General features: G+C 52.6%; 15 protein-coding genes. 13 read left to right on the top strand and 2 right to left on the bottom strand.

What is annotated here, in order from left to right; all coding sequences use genetic code 11:
- The first annotated feature begins 18 nt into the window (after window positions 1–18).
- The 6 genes from L6H65_RS09025 to L6H65_RS09050 all read left to right on the top strand — a co-directional run bounded on the left by L6H65_RS09025 (window position 19) and on the right by L6H65_RS09050 (window position 7,101).
- Window positions 19–894 (top strand): ABC transporter ATP-binding protein, encoded by an 876-nt coding sequence (locus tag L6H65_RS09025; protein ID WP_236340186.1) that lies wholly within the window; start codon window positions 19–21, stop codon window positions 892–894.
- A complete protein-coding gene (locus L6H65_RS09030) occupies window positions 887–1,741 on the top strand; it encodes an ABC transporter permease (protein ID WP_236340187.1) in 855 nt (284 codons plus the stop codon). The genes L6H65_RS09025 and L6H65_RS09030 overlap by 8 nt, the downstream gene beginning before the upstream one ends.
- Before the next feature lie 60 nt (window positions 1,742–1,801).
- Entirely contained in the window at window positions 1,802–3,157 is a 1,356-nt protein-coding gene (locus L6H65_RS09035; RefSeq protein ID WP_236340658.1) for an LLM class flavin-dependent oxidoreductase, read from the top strand.
- Between the two features lie 517 nt (window positions 3,158–3,674).
- Complete coding sequence (locus L6H65_RS09040) at window positions 3,675–5,039, top strand: LLM class flavin-dependent oxidoreductase (RefSeq protein WP_236340189.1); 1,365 nt, start codon at window positions 3,675–3,677, stop codon at window positions 5,037–5,039.
- Between the two features lie 191 nt (window positions 5,040–5,230).
- The gene (locus L6H65_RS09045; protein ID WP_236340191.1) at window positions 5,231–6,058 is read left to right on the top strand and encodes an SDR family oxidoreductase; all 828 of its coding nucleotides are present in this window, start codon (window positions 5,231–5,233) and stop codon (window positions 6,056–6,058) included.
- Between the two features lie 98 nt (window positions 6,059–6,156).
- The gene (locus L6H65_RS09050; protein WP_236340193.1) at window positions 6,157–7,101 is read left to right on the top strand and encodes a TauD/TfdA dioxygenase family protein; all 945 of its coding nucleotides are present in this window, start codon (window positions 6,157–6,159) and stop codon (window positions 7,099–7,101) included.
- A 148-nt stretch (window positions 7,102–7,249) separates the two neighbouring features.
- On the opposite strand, the gene ilvD is transcribed toward L6H65_RS09050, so the two are convergent.
- Window positions 7,250–8,935, bottom strand: coding sequence for a dihydroxy-acid dehydratase (gene ilvD, locus L6H65_RS09055; RefSeq protein ID WP_236340195.1), 1,686 nt, complete (start codon window positions 8,933–8,935; stop codon window positions 7,250–7,252).
- A gap of 260 nt (window positions 8,936–9,195) precedes the next feature.
- Between ilvD and L6H65_RS09060 the strand changes: the two genes are divergently transcribed.
- The 6 genes from L6H65_RS09060 (at window position 9,196) to L6H65_RS09085 (ending at window position 15,069) form a co-directional block, all read left to right on the top strand.
- Complete coding sequence (locus tag L6H65_RS09060; RefSeq protein WP_236340196.1) at window positions 9,196–9,501, top strand: urease subunit gamma; 306 nt, start codon at window positions 9,196–9,198, stop codon at window positions 9,499–9,501.
- A 968-nt stretch (window positions 9,502–10,469) separates the two neighbouring features.
- Window positions 10,470–10,838: an urease subunit beta gene (locus tag L6H65_RS09065; protein WP_236340204.1), complete on the top strand. Its 369-nt coding sequence runs from the start codon at window positions 10,470–10,472 to the stop codon at window positions 10,836–10,838.
- Window positions 10,835–12,550 carry an urease subunit alpha gene (gene ureC / locus L6H65_RS09070; RefSeq protein ID WP_236340206.1) on the top strand — a complete coding sequence of 572 codons (1,716 nt, stop codon included), beginning with the start codon at window positions 10,835–10,837 and terminating at the stop codon, window positions 12,548–12,550. The genes L6H65_RS09065 and ureC overlap by 4 nt, the downstream gene beginning before the upstream one ends.
- A 24-nt stretch (window positions 12,551–12,574) precedes the next feature.
- Window positions 12,575–13,330 (top strand): urease accessory protein UreF, encoded by a 756-nt coding sequence (locus L6H65_RS09075; protein WP_236340215.1) that lies wholly within the window; start codon window positions 12,575–12,577, stop codon window positions 13,328–13,330.
- Between the two features lie 121 nt (window positions 13,331–13,451).
- A complete protein-coding gene (ureG, locus tag L6H65_RS09080; RefSeq protein ID WP_236340217.1) occupies window positions 13,452–14,189 on the top strand; it encodes an urease accessory protein UreG in 738 nt (245 codons plus the stop codon).
- Window positions 14,190–14,211: 22 nt separating this feature from the next.
- Complete coding sequence (locus L6H65_RS09085) at window positions 14,212–15,069, top strand: urease accessory protein UreD (RefSeq protein ID WP_503827049.1); 858 nt, start codon at window positions 14,212–14,214, stop codon at window positions 15,067–15,069.
- 503 nt (window positions 15,070–15,572) lie between these two features.
- Here the strand turns inward: L6H65_RS09085 and L6H65_RS09090 are convergent.
- Entirely contained in the window at window positions 15,573–15,914 is a 342-nt protein-coding gene (locus L6H65_RS09090) for a hypothetical protein (RefSeq protein WP_236340227.1), read from the bottom strand.
- A 584-nt stretch (window positions 15,915–16,498) separates the two neighbouring features.
- Between L6H65_RS09090 and L6H65_RS09095 the strand changes: the two genes are divergently transcribed.
- A complete protein-coding gene (locus tag L6H65_RS09095; RefSeq protein WP_236340238.1) occupies window positions 16,499–20,524 on the top strand; it encodes an S-layer homology domain-containing protein in 4,026 nt (1,341 codons plus the stop codon).
- Window positions 20,525–20,535: the final 11 nt, after the last annotated feature.

Below are 20,535 nucleotides of genomic sequence, written 5' to 3' on the forward strand. Positions count from 1 at the left end.
GGGGAGAGGTGCTTCACAATGACAGCGAAAATAAGCATTCAACACGTTCAGAAGACGTTTCGGATTAAACGCAATCTGGGCCATCTGAAGGAGGTTCTTCAGCCGGTATCCGCACTTCAGGATATTAATCTGGATGTGAAGCAGGGAGAATTTATGGTTATCGTTGGACCGAGCGGCTGCGGCAAATCGACTCTGCTCGACCTGCTAGCCGGATTGACGAAGCCGAACAGCGGACAAATATTGCTGGACGGCAAAGCGATTGCCGGGCCGAATCTGGACAGAGGAATTGTGTTTCAGCAGTATGCCTTATTTCCATGGAAGACGGCGCTTGCCAATGTCGAATTCGGTCTGGAGACGAAGGGTGTCGGGTGGAAGGAACGCAAGCAAATTGCGCAGGAATATATCAACCTCGTTGGTCTGGCCGGCTTCGAGCACCGATATCCGCATGAGCTGTCAGGCGGAATGAAGCAGCGGGTCGCCATTGCGCGCAGCCTCGCCTATGACCCTGAGGTGCTGCTGATGGATGAGCCGTTCGCCGCCCTGGATGCACAGACGCGGGAGACGCTGCAGAGTGAACTGCTCCGCATATGGGAGACGACGAGGAAGACGATTATTTTCATCACGCATGGGATCGAGGAAGCCGTCTATCTGGGGCAAAGGGTGGCGGTCATGACCTCGCGTCCGGGGCGAATTAAAGAAGTAATCGAGGTTCCGTTCGAATCGCGAACGACGGAGGAGGATTTGCGCTCCAACCCAGAATTTGTGAGGATCAGGCATCAGATATGGGATTTGCTCAAGGATGAGGTGCATCGTGCGCAGGAGCAGGAAAAGGATAAAAGCTTAAAGGCAACAGGCTCGAAATCCAAAGTTAAAGGGGTGGCTTCCGATGGCTAACTGGGGCACAGGAGAGATTCTCGTTCGGCTAGACAACGACAAGCGGGCGGGCAGCAATAGCGCTAATGTTCTGAGATGGTCGATATTTCAATTGAGCAGAGGCTTCAAGGTTTCTGTGGCGATCCTCGTGTTTCTCTTGCTCTGGGAGACTGCGCCCCGGCTCGGCTTGGTCAATACGACCTTCCTGCCTCCATTGAGCGAGGTTCTGCAGGCTTGGTGGCGACTGCTGCTCTCAGGCGATTTGGCGGATCATGCAGGTGCAAGTCTGACACGATCTATTGGGGGCTTCCTCCTCGCCATTGCCGCCAGTATTCCGATCGGGCTGGCGATAGGCTGGTGGAAGCCGGTGGCGCAATATTTGAACCCGCTGCTGGAGCTGTTCCGCAATACGGCTGCCCTGGCGATTTTGCCCGTGTTCATCCTGCTGCTCGGACTTGGAGAAACGTCGAAGATAGCCATCGTATTCTATGCCTGCGCCTTTCCGCTTCTGCTCAATACGATCAGTGGGGTGAGGAATGTTGATCCGCTGCTGATCAAGTCGGCGCGTTCGATGGGGCTGTCGCCGCTGAGCCTGTTTCGCAAAGTGATATTGCCTGCTTCCGTCCCAACGATCTTCGTCGGCATTCGGCAGGCAGGCGCAAGCTCGATACTGGTGCTGGTGGCGGCCGAGATGGTCGGGGCCAAAGAAGGTCTTGGGTATTTGATTCAATATACACAATTCAGCTTTCAAATTCCGGAGATGTATGCTGGCATTATTTCGATCTCTGTCATTGGGGTCATCATCAACTTTCTGCTAGTGCTGCTTGAGAAGAGGCTGACATCATGGAAGCAATCGTACAGCGAGTAATTCGACAATTCCAGAGTGAGTAATTCGAACATAACGAGAGGGAGTGCGATGACGATGACGATGAGTAAACATAAACGGCAAATGAATTTGAATGTATTTATTATGAATGTCGGTCACCATGAGGCGGCCTGGCGGCATCCCGATACGGAGCCCCGTCATATTACCGATCTTAGTTATTTCACCAAGCTGGCACGGATCGCAGAGGAAGCCAAGTTCGACTCGCTGTTTCTGGCAGATGTATTGGCAGTAGGCAAAAATGTGAAGCATGGCGCGGCCTTGGCAGGGCTGGAGCCCTTCACCTTACTATCCGCTCTCGCAGCAGTTACCGAGCATATCGGATTGATCGGCACCGTATCGACGACCTACAATGAACCGTTCCATGTAGCGCGCAAATTCGCCTCTCTGGATCATATCAGCAAGGGGCGGGCAGGATGGAATATCGTCACCTCCGGCAGTGAGATTGAAGCGAACAATTTCAATCAAGACACGCATCTTGAGCATAGCAAGCGTTATGATCGCGCTGCTGAATTTCTGGAGGTTACGACAAGTCTGTGGGACAGCTGGGAGGATGATGCGATCGTTGTTGATCGGGGCAGCGGCACATTTTCCGATAGCGCGAAGGTTCATGAGATCAATCATGCCGGAGAATCGTTCAAGGTGCGTGGACCGCTCAACGTTCCGCGCTCGCCGCAGGGATATCCTGTTCTCGTGCAAGCGGGCTCCTCTGAGGATGGCAAGGAATTCGCGGCCCGTTATGCGGAAGCGATCTTCACAGCTCAGCAGACGTTGGGTGAAGCGCAGCGGTTCTACACCGATGTGAAAGGAAGATTGGGCAAATACGGACGCCATCCTGATGAGCTGGCCATTTTGCCGGGCATATCCGCAGTTGTTGGAAAGACTGAGGCCGAGGCGAAGGAGCGAGAGCAGGAGCTGAATGAGCTGATCATCCCGGAGTATGGACTGAACCAGCTCTCCAATATGCTGAAGGTGGATCTGTTCACGTATCCGCTGGACGGACCGCTTCCTGAGCTGCCGAATGTTGAGGATATAAACGGCAACAAAAGCCGGTTTCAATTAGTTGCCGATCTGGCGCAGCGCGATAATTTGACGATTCGCCAATTGATCCAGCGTCTGGCTGGCGGACGGGGACATCGCACCTTTGCCGGTACAGCCGTGCAGATTGCAGATGAGCTGGAGGAATGGTTCACGCAAGGCGGCAGCGATGGCTTTAATGTAATGCCGCCGTATTTGCCGGCAGGGCTGGAGGAATTTGCAGAGCAAGTCATTCCCGAGCTGCAGCGTAGAGGGCTGTTCCGCACGCAGTACACAGGGAGAACACTGCGTGAGCATTACGGCCTGAACAGGCCGATTAATAAGTTTGTCGATGTTCCGCTGTCACACGTATCGGGCGTGTGAGGGGACGAGAGCGAACCAAGAGCCCAGCGAGAGCGAACCAAGAGCGAACCAATAGCGAACCGAGAGCGAACCGAGAGCGAACCAAGAGCGAACCACCGAGAGCCTAGCACATTTTGGCCGAATCGAATATCGAACCTAGTAGTGAAAACAGTAACGAATTCAGTGCCGTATCGAGAAGCGATTCATATCTCGATGCCCTGGTGCGCTGCCCGAAAATGAGCTGTAAGCACGAAAATCCGCTTTACAGCGTATCTGAGCTGCGAGAAGTCAGCTGTAAGCGCCCAAAACACGCTTTCAGAGCATGAAGCGCATCAGCCTGCTCGGAAATTGCGCAGTAAGTAGGGTAATCTGGGGAATTGTGGTACATCGCATAAGTGAAGCATCGGGCTCCAGTATTCGTTTTTGCTGCATAGGGCATAGAGCATAGGGCATATATGCAGAAAATATCGGCTGATTAGGATAAGTGTGTAGTGGTTTCGAGAATAGAGGACGTGTGCAAATATTCAGGAGGTGTCATATGAGCGAGAAACGGCAATTAAGATTGGGTGCTTTTCTGATGACGCCCGGGCATCATGTAGCGGCTTGGCGGTATCCGGATACAGAGGCTTCGCAGGTGCTTAGCTTCAGCTTCTATAAGAAGCTGGCGCAAACAGCGGAGCGCGGGAAATTCGACATGCTGTTTCTTGCGGATGGTTATGCAGTTTCGGAGAAATTCCCCGAGGCGATATCTCAAACTGTAACCGTACGTCCCGAGCCGATCACGCTGCTGTCTGCACTATCGGCGGTGACGGAGCATGTCGGCCTTGCGGCTACAGTATCTACAACCTACAACGAGCCATTCCATGTAGCCAGAAAATTCGCTTCGCTCGATCATTTGAGCGGCGGACGCGCAGCTTGGAATGTGGTGACCTCTGCAAACCCGGCCGAAGCGCTTAATTTCAATAAGGATAATCATCTTCTGCATTCACTCCGGTATGAAAGGGCGGAGGAATTCCTTAACGTAGTGACGGGATTGTGGGATAGCTGGGAGGATGATGCATTTCAATATGACAAAGAGAATGCGGTTTTTGCTGATCGCAGCAAGCTGCACACGTTGAATCACAAGGGAGAATGGTTCACGGTGCGAGGTCCGCTTAACGTGGCCCGTCCTGTCCAAGGTCATCCTGTTGTCATTCAAGCCGGTTCTTCGGAGCCGGGCAAGGAGTTGGCGGCACGAACGGCAGAAATAATCTTCACCGCATGGCAAACTCTTGAGGAAGCACAATACTTCTATCGTGATGTCAAAGGGCGCTTGGCGAAGTATGGCCGTTCGCATGATGATTTGAAAATTATGCCCGGCGTCTTCCCTATTATTGGACGAACGGAAGAGGAGGCAAGGGAGAAAAAGGCGAAGCTCGAAGAGCTCATTCCTCAAGAAGCGGGTATTAGTCTTCTTTCCAGCTTGATCAGCTTTGATCTATCACCGTACCCAGTCGATGGACCTTTGCCGGATTTGCCGGAGCTTGAGCAGGTTAATGGCGGCAAAAGCCGCTTTACGCTGTTAAAGGATCTCGCGGAGCGCGAAGGTCTGACAATCCGCAAACTCTACCAGCGAATTGCAGGAGCCCGGGGTCATCGCGAAATTGTTGGAACGCCTCTCCAGATCGCGGACCAATTGGAAGAATGGTTCGTGAATGGCGCGGCGGATGGATTCAATATTATGCCTCCTTACCTGCCTGGCGGGCTTGAGGACTTTGTTGATCATGTTGTGCCGGAGCTGCAGCGGCGAGGATTGTTCCGTACGGAATATTCCGGGACAACATTAAGAGACAACTTGGGCTTGAAGCGTCCAGCTCACAGTGCGACATCAACTGTCTCAGCTCTGTCGCAAGCCAGCGTCTAAAAATTGCAGATAGATAGTGGGTAGAGATAGTGAGAGAGGTTAGAGAGTGGCAGATAGAAGAGAGAGAATAATAGTGGACAGATAGTGAGTAAATAGTGGGCAGATAGTGAGCAGATAGTGAGTAGATAGTGAGTAGATAGGATAGATGGTGGATAGGGAGTAGAGAGTGGAGTAGAGAGAGGAGCAATGAAATGGGACTGCATTTAGCAGGTAAAGCGGCTATCGTAACTGGCGGCAGTGCTGGTATAGGGTTGGCAATCGCCAAGTCTTTATATAGGGAAGGCGTTCATGTCGTGATCGTGTCCCGCAACCGAGCCAAGCTCGAAGAAGCTGCAATAGCGATCCAGTCTCAAGAAGTATCGAGCAGGCTGGAGGCTTCGTCTGATCAGAAGGATTCCCCTAAGGTTGTCATTGTTGACGGGGATTTGAAGCAGGTGGAGACTATACAGCGAGTTGCTGAGACGGCGATCAGACATTTTGGCGGAATTGATATTCTCATTAATAATGCCGGCTCCGCTAGGGCGGGATACTTTCTGGACCTAACAGACGAGGATTTCACGGATACGTGGAATTTGAAGCTACTTGGTTATATACGCACAATAAGAGCGATATTGCCTCATTTTATTGAAAGGAGGGGTGGGAGCATCGTCAATATTGTAGGAGGTGCGGGGCGAACGCCTTCACCCACATTTCTTCCTGGCGGGACGACGAATGCCGCGCTGCTGAACTTTGCTAAAGGAATCTCCAGAGAGCTGGCGAAGCACGGTATTCGGATCAATTCTGTTTCTCCAGGCTTGACGGATACGGAGAGAGCGGGTGTTCTGGCTGAGCAGCAAGCTAAGGCGAACGGAGTTTCCGTTGAGCAACAGCTTGCAGAACGGGCCGCAGCTATTCCGCTTGGGCGTATCGTAGACCCGCAAGAGATTGCAGATCTAGTGTTATTCCTTGCGTCAGACAAGGCAGCATCGATAACAGGGGCAGAAATTATAGTAGATGGCGGTCAGCAGCCAGGCGTTTAATGAACATTGATGCAAACGTGAAACGTGAATCACCAATAGAAATAACCTGCTTCCGCAGGCTGGTGCAGCCAGTGGAAAGCTCTAAGGAGGTAATAGGAATGAGTACAGTTGAACAGAACAGAATTGTTGAGGGAACAAATGTTGAGGTGCTTCCAATCGCCGGACGGATCGGTGCGGAGATCAGAGGGGTGAAGCTTGCAGGGGATCTTGATGGGGCGCAGGCAGCGGCGATTCGTGAAGCTCTGCTCAAGTACAAAGTGATTTTCTTCCGTGGGCAGAACCATCTTGACGATGCGGAGCAGGAGTCGCTGGCCGGTCTGTTCGGTGCTCCTGTCGCTCATCCGACCGTACCAATCAAGCAAGGGACGGATTACCTGCTGGAGCTGAATTCCGCGCATGGCGGGCGTGCAGATTCCTGGCATACGGACGTTTCCTTTGTTGATGCGTATCCGCAGGCTTCCATACTCCGAGCTGTCGTTGTGCCGGAATCCGGCGGTGATACAGTCTGGGCGAATACAGCTGCTGCATATGAGCATCTTCCCGAGCATTTGCGCAATTTTGTAGATGGACTGTGGGCTGTCCACTCCAACGAATACGATTATGCGGCACAGAAACCGTCAATTACGGAGGAAGCGGCGCGTTATTATAAAGAGGTGTTCACTTCGACCAAATACGAGACGGAGCATCCGCTTGTTCGCGTACATCCTGAGACGGGGGAGCGAACGTTGTTGCTGGGACATTTTGCGAAAAGAATTATCGGGCTGTCCTCGGCGGACTCTGCCAATCTTCTAACCCTGCTGCAAAATCATATCATTCGGCTTGAGAACACAGTCCGCTGGCGGTGGGCGGCCGGAGATGTGGTCATCTGGGATAATCGCGCGACACAGCATTATGCGGTGAACGACTACGGGGATCAGCAGCGGATCGTTCGCAGAGTAACGGTAGACGGCGATGTGCCGGTCAGCATTGACGGTCGGAAAAGTGTAACGACAATCATTACGCCCTCCCAGCCTGCAGCGGCAAGCATTGAGGAAGCATCATAGCCCCGCCTGCTGTGAAGAGCCCCGTTTAATACCCCCGACTAATCTATGTTCGGAAAAAAGCCTTGCTCAACAAAGATTCCTGATGGAATGGCTTTGTTGAGCAAGGCTTTAGTTGCCTTATATGCAATGCTTTTTGCGGAAAATGTAGTTACATTTTCATAACGCCGCCGGTGCTGGCGGAAGTAACGAGATGCGAGTAACGGGCAAGGTAGCCGCGTTTGATCTTCGGCTCAAAGCCTTTCCAATTCGCGCGGCGACGTTCAAACTCCTCATCGCTGATAAGCAAGTTCATTGCACGGCCTTCCAGATCAAGCTCGATCATATCGCCATCTTCAACGAATGCGATAGGTCCGCCCTCGGCAGCTTCCGGAGAAACGTGGCCGATGCTGATGCCGCGGGATGCGCCGGAGAAACGTCCGTCAGTGACAAGACCAACCTTCGCGCCAAGTCCCATGCCGACGATTTGCGAAGTAGGAGCCAGCATTTCCGGCATTCCTGGTCCACCCTTAGGACCTTCGTAGCGGATGACAACGACATGGCCTTCTTTGATTTTGCCGCCTGCGATGCCTGCGAGCGCCTCATCCTGAGAGTCGAAGCAGATAGCAGGTCCTTTATGATAGCCGCCGACAGATTTATCGACTGCGCCTACTTTAATGATAGCGCCGCCTGGAGCGAGGTTGCCGAACAGTACGGCGAGACCGCCGCGCTCGCTATGCGGATTGTCAAGCGTATGAATGACATCGGTATCTTTAATTTCGCAGCCTGCAACATTCTCGCGGAGCGTGTTGCCGGTAACGGTGAGGCAGTCGCCATTCAACGCGCCTTCCTTCTTGAACAGCTCGTTGATGATAGCGCTAACGCCTCCAGCATTGTGCACATCCTCAATATGGTAATCAGATGCTGGAGCGATCTTCGCCAAGTGAGGCACGCGAGCAGCAACCTCATTGATGCGCTCGATTGGATATTCAATCCCGGCTTCGTGTGCGATAGCCAGAGTGTGAAGAACCGTATTCGTCGATCCGCCCATCGCCATATCAAGAGCGAACGCATTGTCGATAGAATCGATCGTAACGATGTCCCGCGGCTTGATGTCCCGCTCGATCAGCTGCATGAGCTGACGTGCGGCTTGCTTAACGAATTCGCGGCGCTCAGGCGCTACTGCAAGAATCGTGCCGTTGCCTGGCAGCGCCAGACCAAGACCTTCCGCGAGACAGTTCATAGAGTTGGCCGTGAACATGCCGGAGCATGAGCCGCAGGTCGGACAGCCATATTGCTCAAGCTCGGTCAAGCTCTGCTCGTCGATCTTGCCGGCCTGGAATGCGCCGACGCCTTCGAATACGCTGGACAGCGAGATTGCGCGGCCGTCAGAAGTTCTGCCGGCTTTCATCGGTCCTCCGCTGACGAGCATCGTCGGAATGTTGACGCGAAGCGCGCCCATGATCATGCCAGGCGTGATTTTGTCACAGTTGGGGATACAGATCATGCCGTCGAACCAGTGTGCATTAACGACTGTTTCTACAGAGTCTGCAATGATTTCGCGGCTCGCAAGTGAATAGCGCATGCCGATGTGGCCCATTGCAATACCGTCATCAACACCGATCGTGTTGAATTCGAACGGAACGCCGCCTGCCTCGCGAATAGCTTCCTTCACGATTTTGCCGAATTCTTGAAGATGAACGTGACCAGGTACAATATCAATGTACGAGTTGCAAACCGCGATGAACGGCTTGTTGAAGTCTTCTTCCTTAACGCCTGCAGCACGGAGCAAACTGCGATGCGGGGCACGGTCGAAGCCTTTTTTGATCATATCTGAACGCATTTTTTTTGGAGCCATGCCTGTCCCTCCCAAGTAAGTTCAATAGCTATTAGTCTACCACATTGGGCGTGGAATGGCTAGGAATCTGTAGAGCTGCATATGATGAATAGTGCTGGAAACGGCTCTGCCAAGATTTGAGTTTGCATAAAAGAATTTGATAATGAGGAATCGGACACACAACTATCATCATTATGTCATTAAAACTAACATTAAAGATTTACTTGATCGACTGAGCCCGTTATAATGAAGCTAATTAAACATTAGGAAGAGGTGGATACATGCAGCTGACGGAACGCGAAAAGGAGAAATTGCTCATTACAATCGCCGCAGATTTGGCTCGAAGACGACTTGGTCGGGGCGTTAAGCTGAACTATCCTGAAAGTATCGCGCTTATTACCTCGGAAATAATGGAAGGCGCGCGCGACGGGAAGACAGTCGCACAATTGATGGAATATGGAACGCGGATTTTGAACCGCAGCCAGTTGATGAGCGGTGTCGCTGATATGATAGAAGAGGTCCAGATCGAAGCGACCTTTCCAGACGGGACGAAGCTTGTAACGATACATCATCCTATCGGACATTAAGATAAACAGGCGATGCAGCAACTTGACAATAAATAGGTCAGCTCGTCGCATGAAGTAAACAAAGTCAGGATTAGCTCAACGCAGTCAGCAAATGCAGCCGCCACTAGCTCGACGTAGGGAGCAAATGCAGCCAACACTTAGCTTCACGCAACCAGCAAATGCAGTCACCACCAGCTCAACGCAGGCAGTAGAGCAGCCAATACTAGCTCAACGCAGGCAGTAAAGCAGTCAACACTAGCTTAACGCAGTCAGCAAATGCAGCCAACACTAGCTCGACTTTCGTATTTGAGACTTGCGCTTTGCTGGCGCACAGCTTCAAACAACGATTTCTCATCCCATAGCTGCACTTTTAGGCTAAATCCCAGCTGTATCTACTATATAACTACTTAACTACTATATAACACGCACATACCTGCAAAAGTACATCTCCTTAATTCAATACTGCTGCATACAGCCGGAGTAACTGCAATAATACATCAAATATCCCGCAGAACCCTACATATAAGGTACTATTCTGCTTTTTTGATGTATTTTCGCAGGTAAATGGCTCGAAACGGTCCTTTCTGGTCTTATGACCTGTATTTTTGCAGTAACGGAGCTGCAAAACCTGGGCGGCTCATGCAGCGTACTGACGGGGGGATCTCCGTGGTCGTGGCCGGACTGTTCAACAGCCTGACTTGCGAAGCATTGAAGCTAGGAATTGTTGCAGCATGTGGTTGATCGACCGCCGTCATGCGGCGAAACACGTTTCTGGACCGCGCGCAGCTCCCAGCGCGCGGTGCCATCGCGGCACACGGTGCTCGGTCACACGACGGCGGTCAAACCTCGATGGCTGTCAACGACGCTGGGAGCTGCGCACCGATGCGACGCGCCGCGCGAAAAAGCATCATAAGCGTCATACCTACACAACTCGGAAGTATTGGAACTGTTCTGTTAAACACTAGCTAGGAAGAAGGTGAACGCAACGCATGATTCCTGGACAATATCGGACGATGCCTGGACATATAGAGTTGAATGCAGGGCGGGCAACTGTGGAGCTAATTGTGGTGAATACGGGTGATCGGCCGGTTCAGGTCGGTTCACATTATCATTTTTTCGAGGTGAATCGTGCGCTTTCCTTCGACCGCGAAGCGGCCTTCGGCATGAGGCTTCATATAGCGGCAGGAACGGCTGTAAGGTTCGAGCCTGGTGAGGAGAAGCCGGTGCTGCTCGTCGAGCTTGGCGGACGGAAACGCTCCTATGGCTTGAATGCCATAACGAACGGTCCTGCTCATCACGGCGAGATGCCGGAGGCTGTTCGTTCAAGGCTTGCAGCCTGGAAGGGGGAGCAGCCATGAGCCGTATGAGCCGAAGCAGCTATGCGCAGATGTTTGGACCGACGACAGGCGATGCCGTTCGTTTGGCTGACACCGAGCTGTGGGCGCAGATTGAGCAGGATTACACGGTGTATGGCGATGAGTGCAAATTCGGCGGCGGCAAGGTCATTCGCGATGGCATGGGTCAATCCAGCGGCGCGCTGCGAAGCGATGGTGTGCTGGACACGTTGATTACGAATGCTGTCATTATCGATCATTGGGGCATTGTGAAGGCGGATATCGGGATTAAGGACGGATTGATCGCAGCGATCGGAAAAGCCGGCAATCCCGATATTATGGATGGCGTTACTCCGAATATGATAATCGGAGCGAGTACAGAGGTCATTGCTGGAGAGGGGAAAATCGTTACCGCAGGCGGCATTGACTCGCATATTCATTTCATATGCCCGCAGCAGATTGAGACGGCGCTCTCGTCCGGGGTGACGACGATGATCGGCGGCGGCACAGGTCCGGCGGCTGGCACGAATGCAACGACCTGTACGCCGGGGGCTTGGCATATGCGCCGGATGCTGGAGTCTGCGGAAGCTTTTCCAATGAACATCGGCTTTACGGGCAAAGGGAATGCTTCATCCGCTGGTCCGCTGGAAGAGCAGATCGAAGCGGGTGTGATAGGCTTGAAGCTTCATGAGGATTGGGGGACAACCCCTGCGTCTATCGATACCTGTCTGGAGGTTGCTGACCGATACGATATTCAGGTTGCGATTCATACGGATACGCTGAATGAAGCGGGATTTCTGGAGGATACGCTAGCCGCCTTCAAGGGGCGGACGATTCATACGTACCATACGGAGGGAGCGGGTGGCGGGCATGCCCCGGATATCATTCGTGCGGCAAGCGAGCTCAACGTGCTGCCTTCCTCTACGAATCCGACGCGGCCGTTCACGATTAATACGATAGAGGAGCATTTGGACATGCTGATGGTCTGTCATCATTTGGACAGCAGCATTCCTGAGGATGTAGCGTTCGCCGATTCCCGGATTCGGCCGGAGACGATTGCGGCGGAAGATATTTTGCACGATATGGGCGTATTCAGCATGATCAGCTCCGATTCACAGGCGATGGGGCGTGTGGGCGAGGTGATCATCAGAACGTGGCAGACAGCGGATAAAATGAAACGTCAGCGCGGCGTTCTGGATGGTGATACGGAGGATGCGGATAATGCGCGAATTAAACGGTATATCGCCAAATATACGATTAATCCGGCTATCACACATGGGATTTCTCATCTGGTAGGTTCGATTGAACCTGGGAAATTCGCTGACCTTGTCGTATGGAGTCCGATGTTCTTCGGTGTCAAGCCTGACATGATATTGAAGGGCGGCGCGATCGCTTATGCCCAGATGGGCGACCCCAATGCGTCGATTCCGACACCGCAGCCGGTGTTCGGCAGAATGATGTTCGGCGGCTTCGGCAAGGCGATTGCCAGCAGCTCGATCACTTTCGTATCACAGGCTGCATATGACAAGGGAATCGCGGCTGAGCTTGGGCTGACGAAGCGGATAGAGCCGGTGAAGGGCTGCCGGAGCATAACGAAGAAGGACATGATCCATAACGATGCAACGCCGAAGATCGAGGTCGATCCTGATACGTACGAGGTAAAGGTTGACGGTGCTCCGGCGACCTGCGAGCCGGCAGAGGCGCTGCCGATGGCGCAGCGGTACTTCTTATTTTAAAGAAGTGAAGTGGAGGTGATGCGCATGGATTCAAGGACATCAGATGCCGCTGAATCGCCTTCCAGCCAGCCTGACAATCCTCGCCATTCTGCTCATCCGATTCCTTGGCTTGCGCTTCAGCAATTGCTCGATTCTGCGCTGCCTATTGGCGGCTTCGCTCATTCATTCGGTCTCGAAACGCTTGTGCAGGAGGGCAGGGTGAGCACGAGCGCTGAGCTGGAGCAGTATGCAGAAGCGATGCTGCGCCAGAGCTGGTCGACTGCGGATGCGATGATTGTGAAGGCTGTGTACCGCGATGCCCCGATGGGCAATTGGGAGACGTTATGGGGGGTCGAGCGTCTGGTGCATGTCGGACGGACGGCGTATGAATCGCGCATTGGAGTGGAGAAGATCGGACGAAGAATGCTGCAGCTTGTTGCAAGCATCTATCCGCAGCTGGATTGGAGCCAGCTGATCGAAGCGCATCGCAGCGGCCGCTGTTTCGCCTCGCATCCGCTCACGCATGGATTTGCCTGCTACAGGCTGGGGATTTCGCTGGATGCAGCGGTTCAAGGCTATTTGTACACCTGTATCGTCACCTGCGTGAACAACGCGCTTCGCCTTATGTCTATCGGGCAGACTGAAGGGCAGGCGATGATTGCCCGGCTTACCCCGAAGGCGGCGGCAGCTTGGGCGAGCGCTGCTGCCATTCAGCCAGAGGATGCCTATTCCAATATGCCGATGGCAGAAATGGCTATGATTCGGCATGAAACGCTTTACTCGCGATTATTTATGTCTTAGCATGCTGTAGTCGACCGACCGCCGTCATGCAGCGAAACATCGCGCGCCGGGAGACGCGCGCGGTGCGAAGGCTAACTCTCGGGTCGCTCTTATGCGACCTCATTCTGAGGAGGAACTTATTATGTGTCAAGGATCAGGGCAAGGACATCACCATCACGGCTGGGAGCAGCCGGCTTTGGATCGCTCGCGTCCCATTCGGATCGGAATTGGCGGTCCGGTAGGTTCAGGCAAAACAGCGCTAGTAGAGCGGTTAGCTGGAGCGCTCAGCGGGAAGTATAGTTTGGCTGTAATAACAAATGATATCTATACGAAGGAAGATGCGCGCATTCTGGCGGCTACAGGCGTGCTCCCTGAGGAGCGGATTATCGGGGTGGAGACTGGCGGCTGTCCGCATACAGCGATTCGGGAGGATGCCTCCATGAATTTCGAAGCTGTTGAAGAGCTGACGAGCCGTTTCAGCCCGCTGGACATTATCTTTATCGAGAGCGGCGGAGATAATTTGGCGGCCGCATTCAGTCCGGAGCTGGTCGATCGGTTTATCTACATTATTGATGTTGCCCAAGGCGAGAAAATCCCTCGCAAAGGCGGACCGGGCATTATGCGCTCGGATCTGCTTGTCGTTAACAAAATCGATTTGGCCCCCTATGTCGGCGCAAGCCTGCAAGTCATGGAGGAGGACACGATTCGGATGCGCGGAGGCCGTCCGTACGTATTCTCCAATCTATTCGGCGGTCAAGGCGTCGATAAGATTGTGAAATGGCTGGAGCATGAGCTTGATCATGCGCATGGCCACGCCCATTCCCATGACAACAACGAGCACCCGCAAGGGACGATTCCTTCTATTGGTCATTCCCATTAACGCTAGTCCCAACCTTACTCCTATGCAAGCTCAGCGGGTGTCGGAGCTTCGAGCCGAATTCCAACGCTGCGGCGGGGTGACGCGAATGGTTTCCAAGTACCATACCGCTCCGATCAAAATAGCGAAGGCATTTCCGCTCGGCAGCGCCGCAGGCGTAATGGTTATGGATGTCTCCCCAGGGCTGCTGTCAGGCGACCGCTATGAGCTGGAATGGAAGGCTGGCGAGAAGGCTCATGTCTATATGACAAATCAATCCTTCACCAAGGTGCACCCTTGCGCAGACACCATTCATGGCGGGGCATCTATTATGCAGAAGTTCGTGCTTGGCGAAGGGGCCATCGTCGAGTCCATGCCGGAACCGATTATGCTGTACAGGGATGCGGCGTTCTTGAATGAGACGGAGGTGCGGCTCGCGGCAGGTGCAGTATGGATGCAAGCGGAGGTTCTATGTCCGGGCCGAACGCTTAGAGGCGAGCGGTTTCAGTATCGTTCCTATCGAAGCCGATTTCGAGTTTTCTATGAAAATGAGCTTATCTATGCGCAAAATGGGCGGATTGAACCAGCGCTGCAGCTGCTGACATCACCGGGCTGTTTGGGCGAAATGACACATACAGGCACATTCCATGCATTTGGAGCGGGGATCACCACTGAGCACATCGTTGCTGTCCGGCATACGCTTGCGGAGCTGCCTCAGTGGAATGGTCATAGTATCGTAGCAGGCGTGACGGCTGCACATAAGCTCGGTATTGCAGTGATGGCAGCAGGAACCGCTGCATGGCCGATTCAAGAAGCGCTGCGGTCGGCATGGCAATCGCTGCGGGTTTCCATTGCGGGACTGCCGCCCCTGCAATTGCAAGGCGATTCGCAATTTCCGACATAAGCCGAAAGTCTGTTTTGCTCGACAGAGACTGCCATCATGCAGCGAAAAACAACTGTCATCTAGCAAAAAACAGCCATCATGCAGTGAAAAAACGCAAGCTGGGAGATGTGTGCGGTTGCGACGAATTGCTCCGTGAATGCCGATTTGCCCCCGCTTTTTTATTCCCGCTTTATTTGCAAAGCGGCAACTAACAAGCGGGGACGCGCAGCGTATTAACCCCCGTTGCCCTTCTTGTCAGATGTTTTCGTAGTCGTATTTTTGCGGGCATGTCCTTGCTGCTTAGCCATGTGAGCGCACCTCCCTAGAACGTTGTACAGCTTATTGTATGTACGTCCGCCGTGCTTCAAACGAAGGATTGCGCGGGAAATAATGGCGTAAAACAAAAAAGAAGACCTTGCCGATGAGCTACTCAAGCACCAAATCCCCGGCGGGTCTTCTTTATTTCGTTTGCGTCGTATGTGTCGTTTAAGTCATTTACAAGTCATCTGTTTGGGCGACTTGCCTTACATCGCAACCGAATTGCGTTCGGACAACAAATTTTTCATGTGCTGCTGCTTCCATCTGGGGATGTGCAGGCCTTTTGAACCCGTGCCGTCCTGAACGAAATAGAGCATTCCGTCAGTTAATGAGGCGACCTTGCTCATGTTGATGTAGCAGCCTGAGCTTGCTTTCACGAATTGACCGCTTGCAAGGTAGCTGTTCAACTGATCGGTCGTAATTCTTTTTCGAATATGATAGTTTCTTCCATGAAAGCTGGCGACACCGAGCCGTCCAACCTTGAAATAGTAGCTGTCCTTCTCACAGCTGTCATATAAATTCGTCTCTTGCAACCCAACATTCATCATGTGAATAGCCCCCCTAAGATGAAATTGTTAGCGCTTTCATAATAGCATAGGTAAGCAGAAAAGCAAACGGTAAGAAAAGGAATTTCCTCTTGAGGAACAAAAAGCCGGCTGGGCAGGGAAATGTCTTATGTGCAGAGCCCCTTTATTAAAGACTTTCGCGCCGCGCGCAGCTCCCAGCGCAAGGTGTTTCTCTGCATGACGGCGACTTAAAATGAGGGGTTAACTTTACGTGCGAACAGAGCGGAGGGTTGGAGGGATCTGGAGAAACGCAGTGTTCGCCTTTAAAGCCCGATTTCACCCTATAATCACGTTACAATTAAGAAGTCGGGCTTTAACAGCGATCGGAAGAGCCCTCCAAACCCGCAGCGGCCTTGTTCCACGAGTCATTAACCACCGAGTTTGGTTTCGGCCTAACCAATAGGCTAAAGATCCTATTAAATCTGCTCTGAATAGATAGTAAATCTAGTCTTAATGCCCTATAATCATAGTTTAGTTGTAGAATTCCAAATTTAAGGAGACGGTGACCACAACTATCTTCCGCAAACATCATGCAGCAATCATACTATCATTCAGGGGGCTCACCTATGTTCAGTCAATCAGGAAATATTGCAAATGCAGGCAAGACAAGAAGGGCTTTTAAGTGGATCAGCTTAACGGCAGCCTTCATCTTGCTTATTCAGCTTGTCCTGCCGCTCGCGGGAACGACCTATGCGCAGGGCCAAAACTATCAAGATATCGAGCGTCATTGGGCAAAAGCAGATATTCAATATTTGATCAATCATAAAGTGGTGACGGGAATCAGCGAGAATGGCGCGCTCGTCATTCATCCCGATTCAGGGCTCACCCGCGCTGAATTTATTACGCTGCTCGTTAGAGGGTTCATTCCTTCCTCTCAATTGGAGCAGGAGCTGAAGGCGGTTGCCTCAAGCCCGTTTGCAGACACGGCGGGACATTGGGCGAGCGGATACATAGCAGTAGCAAAGGATCACGGTATCGCACAAGGCTATAATGGCGTTATTTTCAAGCCGGATCATGCGATTACGAGAGCCGAGATTGCAGCGTTTATTCTGAAAATAGCAGCACCGAACAGCGCAGCTGGCAAGGGGCTGTCATTCAGCGATGTGGCGCCGACACATTGGGCGTACAAAGCGATTTCCTACGCGGTTGAAGGGGGGATCGCACTGGGCTTTCCTGACGGATCGTTCAAACCGAGCGATTCTGCTAATCGCGCACAAGGAATGACGATGATTGCCCGCAGCATGAGGAATGCTGAGCAATCCTCACAAGAATCAGCGGCGGCCGATGCTTTTACGATGAAGGCGAGCACTTCAGCGGTTAAGAAGGGAGATAAAGTCAATCTCACCATCGAAACGACCACGACAGGCCTGGAGTTTACGGTCAAATGGACAACTGATGGCGGCAATCTTACTGCGGGCGAGGATGGCAAGAGCGCAGTGTGGAGCACGAACGATGATGCTGATAAGGAATATCTGATTAGCGCCGCGATTCAATGGCAGGGCAAGGAGATTGTCAAAACAGCAGCAATCACCGGCACGAAAACGGCTGCTGTTATTGAAGGCGGAAGCTACTACCCGCCTGACAATTCATCGCAAGGAAGCGGGTCGCAAAGCAATGATTCGGCTGATGACGATAAGGATGGCCTAACGAATGGAATGGAGGCCACGCTTGGAACGAATCCGAGCAAGCCGGATACAGACGGCGATGGATTGACCGATGGCTATGAGGTGCATGTGCTGAAGAGTAGTCCGCTGAAGGCGGATTCCGACAGCGATGGGCTGACCGACAGCTTTGAAGCGGCAACAGGGGCGCTGGATCCGACAATGGCTGACACAGACGCTGACGGTACGCCGGATGGCGCTGAGGATCTCGATGGCGATGGATTGAGCAACACGGAGGAACAGAGACATCAGACCTATCCGGAGACAGCTGATACCGATGGGGATGAGCTTGCCGACGGCGTGGAAGTGAACAAGCATCGGACCAGTCCGTTGAAGAAGGATACGGATGAGGATGATTTGGATGACGGAAGCGAGATCAAATTCGGCACAGATCCGTTAAACCCCGATTCCGACAAGAACGGGATTCTGGACGGGCATGAGAAGCGAAGGCAGGAGCTGTCCTCCCAGGAGCTGGATGTGAAGCTTTCCTTTGCGGCAACGGGAGATGTCGATAAGACGACAACGCTGTCGGCTGATGAGGGAGTGAAGGACGTAGTCGGTACGACTGGCCTGATCGGAGAGCCGGTAGACATTCTATCCACTTCGAAATTCGATAAGGCGGAACTATCCTTCTCCTATGCTGACGCAGCGCTGGGCTCTACCGATCCAGCGGATCTGAGAGTGTTCTATTATAATCCGGCGACACTTTCCTTGGAGCTGGTTGACGATCAGAAGGTTGATGCGGCGAACAAGCAGGTGACGGCAACGTTAACGCATTTCTCGACCTATGTGCTGGCAGATATGCGGATTTGGGCACAGTCATGGTCGCAAGGTTTGGTGAAGGGGGAGGCAATCTCTGATGACAATGGCGGAGCCGTGCGGAAGCCTCTGGATCTGGTATTCGTCATTGACAGCTCAGGAAGCATGGGACCGGGACGGGACGATACGTACAATAAGGATTTGAACAATAACCGGATCTCGGGAACGAAGCTGGTCATCGATTCGCTGCAATCGGGAGACCGCGCCGCCGTCGTCGACTTCGACGATTATGCCACACTGTTGCAGAAGCTTACCGATGATAAGACGAAGCTCAAAGCTGCCGCAGACAGAATCGATTCCTATGGCGGCACGAATATCGGCAGAGGCGTCAAATCCGCGCTCGATGAATTGGCAGCGGGCGGCCGATCTGCCGATGAATCGACCAAGGTTATTATTTTGTTGACCGATGGCGAGGGCAGCTACAGCAGCAGCTATACGTCAACGGCCAAGAGCAAAGGCATTATTATTTATACGATGGGACTGGGCGACTCCTTCAACGCAGAGCTGCTGAGGCAAATTGCCGACGAAACTGGCGGGGACTTCTACCATGTCAATGCTGCCGAGGATCTGCAAGGCCGGTTCCTGCAAGCAGGCGATGGAATCGGCTTGACCAAGGACAGCGATGGCGATACGATACCAGACTGGGTGGAGGCAAAGGGCTACATCATCAAGGATACGCTGGGCCTGAAGATCGAGCCGACGAATCCGAATGATCCCGATTCGGATCATGATCTCATCCCGGATCGTGTTGAGCTGGGTGACTGGTTCTACAATGCGGAGACAGGTCTTGTCTATGTTGTACGGAGCTCGACTCTCGACGGTCAGCCAGTCAATCCGAATGGGGGCGATCCGAACAAGGAGGATACAGATGCGGACGGAGACCGCGATGATGTTGATGATCGGGACTATATTGCATATACCGAGCCGGTCGTGTTCATTCATGGCATCAGATCGAATACGGCAGACGTTTGGGGCGGCGATTCCTATCTGGACAACGGGCAGCCTACAGGCTTCCTCGCGATGCAGGATGAAGGGGAGTTTAAGAAAAATATTTTGACCGAGCAAACCTTCTCCAAGAGACAAAGCTATCAGAAGAACGGGATTTGGTATGCGTATAAAAGCGATGCCCACTTCGGCAATGAGCAAATCTCTTACGGCGACCCGGATGCCCAATTTGTCCGTCAGCTGCATGAGGGCAGCGAGGAGCTGCCGAACATTTTCCCCTACCTGGTCGACCAAGGCTACAAGCTTAATAAGAATCTGTTCGTATTCAACTGGGAGAACTTCGACCATGTTCTCTATGCTTCGAACTTCCTCAGGGAATATCTGGGGACGCTCAGCAATACGTATCTCAAGGACGACCTCAGCGTAGACGTGACGAGGGGCGCGGATCAAGAGATCAGCTTCTCGCTGGTCGGTCACAGTGCAGGTGGCCTGGTATCAAGAACCTACATTGAAAGTCCGCAAGCGGGCGATCCAAGGATCAGCAAGCTCATTACAGTGGATACACCGCATTGGGGCTCGGATGATCATCATAACCCGGGCGTCTGCGGCTCCGTGCTTGCTGATCTGGATCGTGACGACAGCGACCTGTTCTATGCGAATCCGTCCAATATTTGCCCTAATTATGGGGCTGACCGACTGGACTTCACGAACAAAGGCGATACGGAGTATTATTTCATCGGTGGATTGATTGGCGTGAAGGATCGTAATATGATATTTAATGATGAATTTTATTATCCGAAGCATACAGATCCGCTGCTGGTGCAGTTAGGTTCCGCCACCCATGCGAAGACGGACGACGATTTGTTCGAGGAGATCAAATCCGTCTTGAAGAGCAGGCTCGACATTGATCTGCCGGAGCCGAAGGGTTCCAGAGCAAGCGACAATTATTTCGGCGACAATGTCGTGGCGCTGGGCAGCCAGTTGGGCATACCTGCCGCCAAGCAGCGGAATAAGGATGCTTTGATCCAGTCGATTCTGTACGATGGAGCTTATGTCTTTATCGGCAGAGACGAGGCTGAGCATTCCACGATTACACATCAGAGAGTGATTTTCGAATTAATAGACGGTTTGTTGTCAGATGGCAATGTCGAAGGTTTACTGGACTAATATTTAGGGGG

Origin of the sequence: Paenibacillus plantiphilus, from assembly GCF_927798095.1 — a bacterium.
Lineage (GTDB): Bacteria > Bacillota > Bacilli > Paenibacillales > Paenibacillaceae > Paenibacillus_Z > Paenibacillus_Z plantiphilus.

Excerpts from the sequence above, each read along its gene's own strand:
- L6H65_RS09025 (WP_236340186.1), top strand. The coding sequence starts at position 19 with ATGACAGCGAAAATAAGCATTCAACACGTTCAGAAGACGTTTCGGATT.
- L6H65_RS09030 (WP_236340187.1), top strand. The coding sequence starts at position 887 with ATGGCTAACTGGGGCACAGGAGAGATTCTCGTTCGGCTAGACAACGAC.
- L6H65_RS09035 (WP_236340658.1), top strand. The coding sequence starts at position 1,802 with ATGAGTAAACATAAACGGCAAATGAATTTGAATGTATTTATTATGAAT.
- L6H65_RS09040 (WP_236340189.1), top strand. The coding sequence starts at position 3,675 with ATGAGCGAGAAACGGCAATTAAGATTGGGTGCTTTTCTGATGACGCCC.
- L6H65_RS09045 (WP_236340191.1), top strand. The coding sequence starts at position 5,231 with ATGGGACTGCATTTAGCAGGTAAAGCGGCTATCGTAACTGGCGGCAGT.
- L6H65_RS09050 (WP_236340193.1), top strand. The coding sequence starts at position 6,157 with ATGAGTACAGTTGAACAGAACAGAATTGTTGAGGGAACAAATGTTGAG.
- ilvD (WP_236340195.1), bottom strand. The coding sequence starts at position 8,935 with ATGGCTCCAAAAAAAATGCGTTCAGATATGATCAAAAAAGGCTTCGAC.
- L6H65_RS09060 (WP_236340196.1), top strand. The coding sequence starts at position 9,196 with ATGCAGCTGACGGAACGCGAAAAGGAGAAATTGCTCATTACAATCGCC.
- L6H65_RS09065 (WP_236340204.1), top strand. The coding sequence starts at position 10,470 with ATGATTCCTGGACAATATCGGACGATGCCTGGACATATAGAGTTGAAT.
- ureC (WP_236340206.1), top strand. The coding sequence starts at position 10,835 with ATGAGCCGTATGAGCCGAAGCAGCTATGCGCAGATGTTTGGACCGACG.
- L6H65_RS09075 (WP_236340215.1), top strand. The coding sequence starts at position 12,575 with ATGGATTCAAGGACATCAGATGCCGCTGAATCGCCTTCCAGCCAGCCT.
- ureG (WP_236340217.1), top strand. The coding sequence starts at position 13,452 with ATGTGTCAAGGATCAGGGCAAGGACATCACCATCACGGCTGGGAGCAG.
- L6H65_RS09085 (WP_503827049.1), top strand. The coding sequence starts at position 14,212 with ATGCAAGCTCAGCGGGTGTCGGAGCTTCGAGCCGAATTCCAACGCTGC.
- L6H65_RS09090 (WP_236340227.1), bottom strand. The coding sequence starts at position 15,914 with ATGATGAATGTTGGGTTGCAAGAGACGAATTTATATGACAGCTGTGAG.
- L6H65_RS09095 (WP_236340238.1), top strand. The coding sequence starts at position 16,499 with ATGTTCAGTCAATCAGGAAATATTGCAAATGCAGGCAAGACAAGAAGG.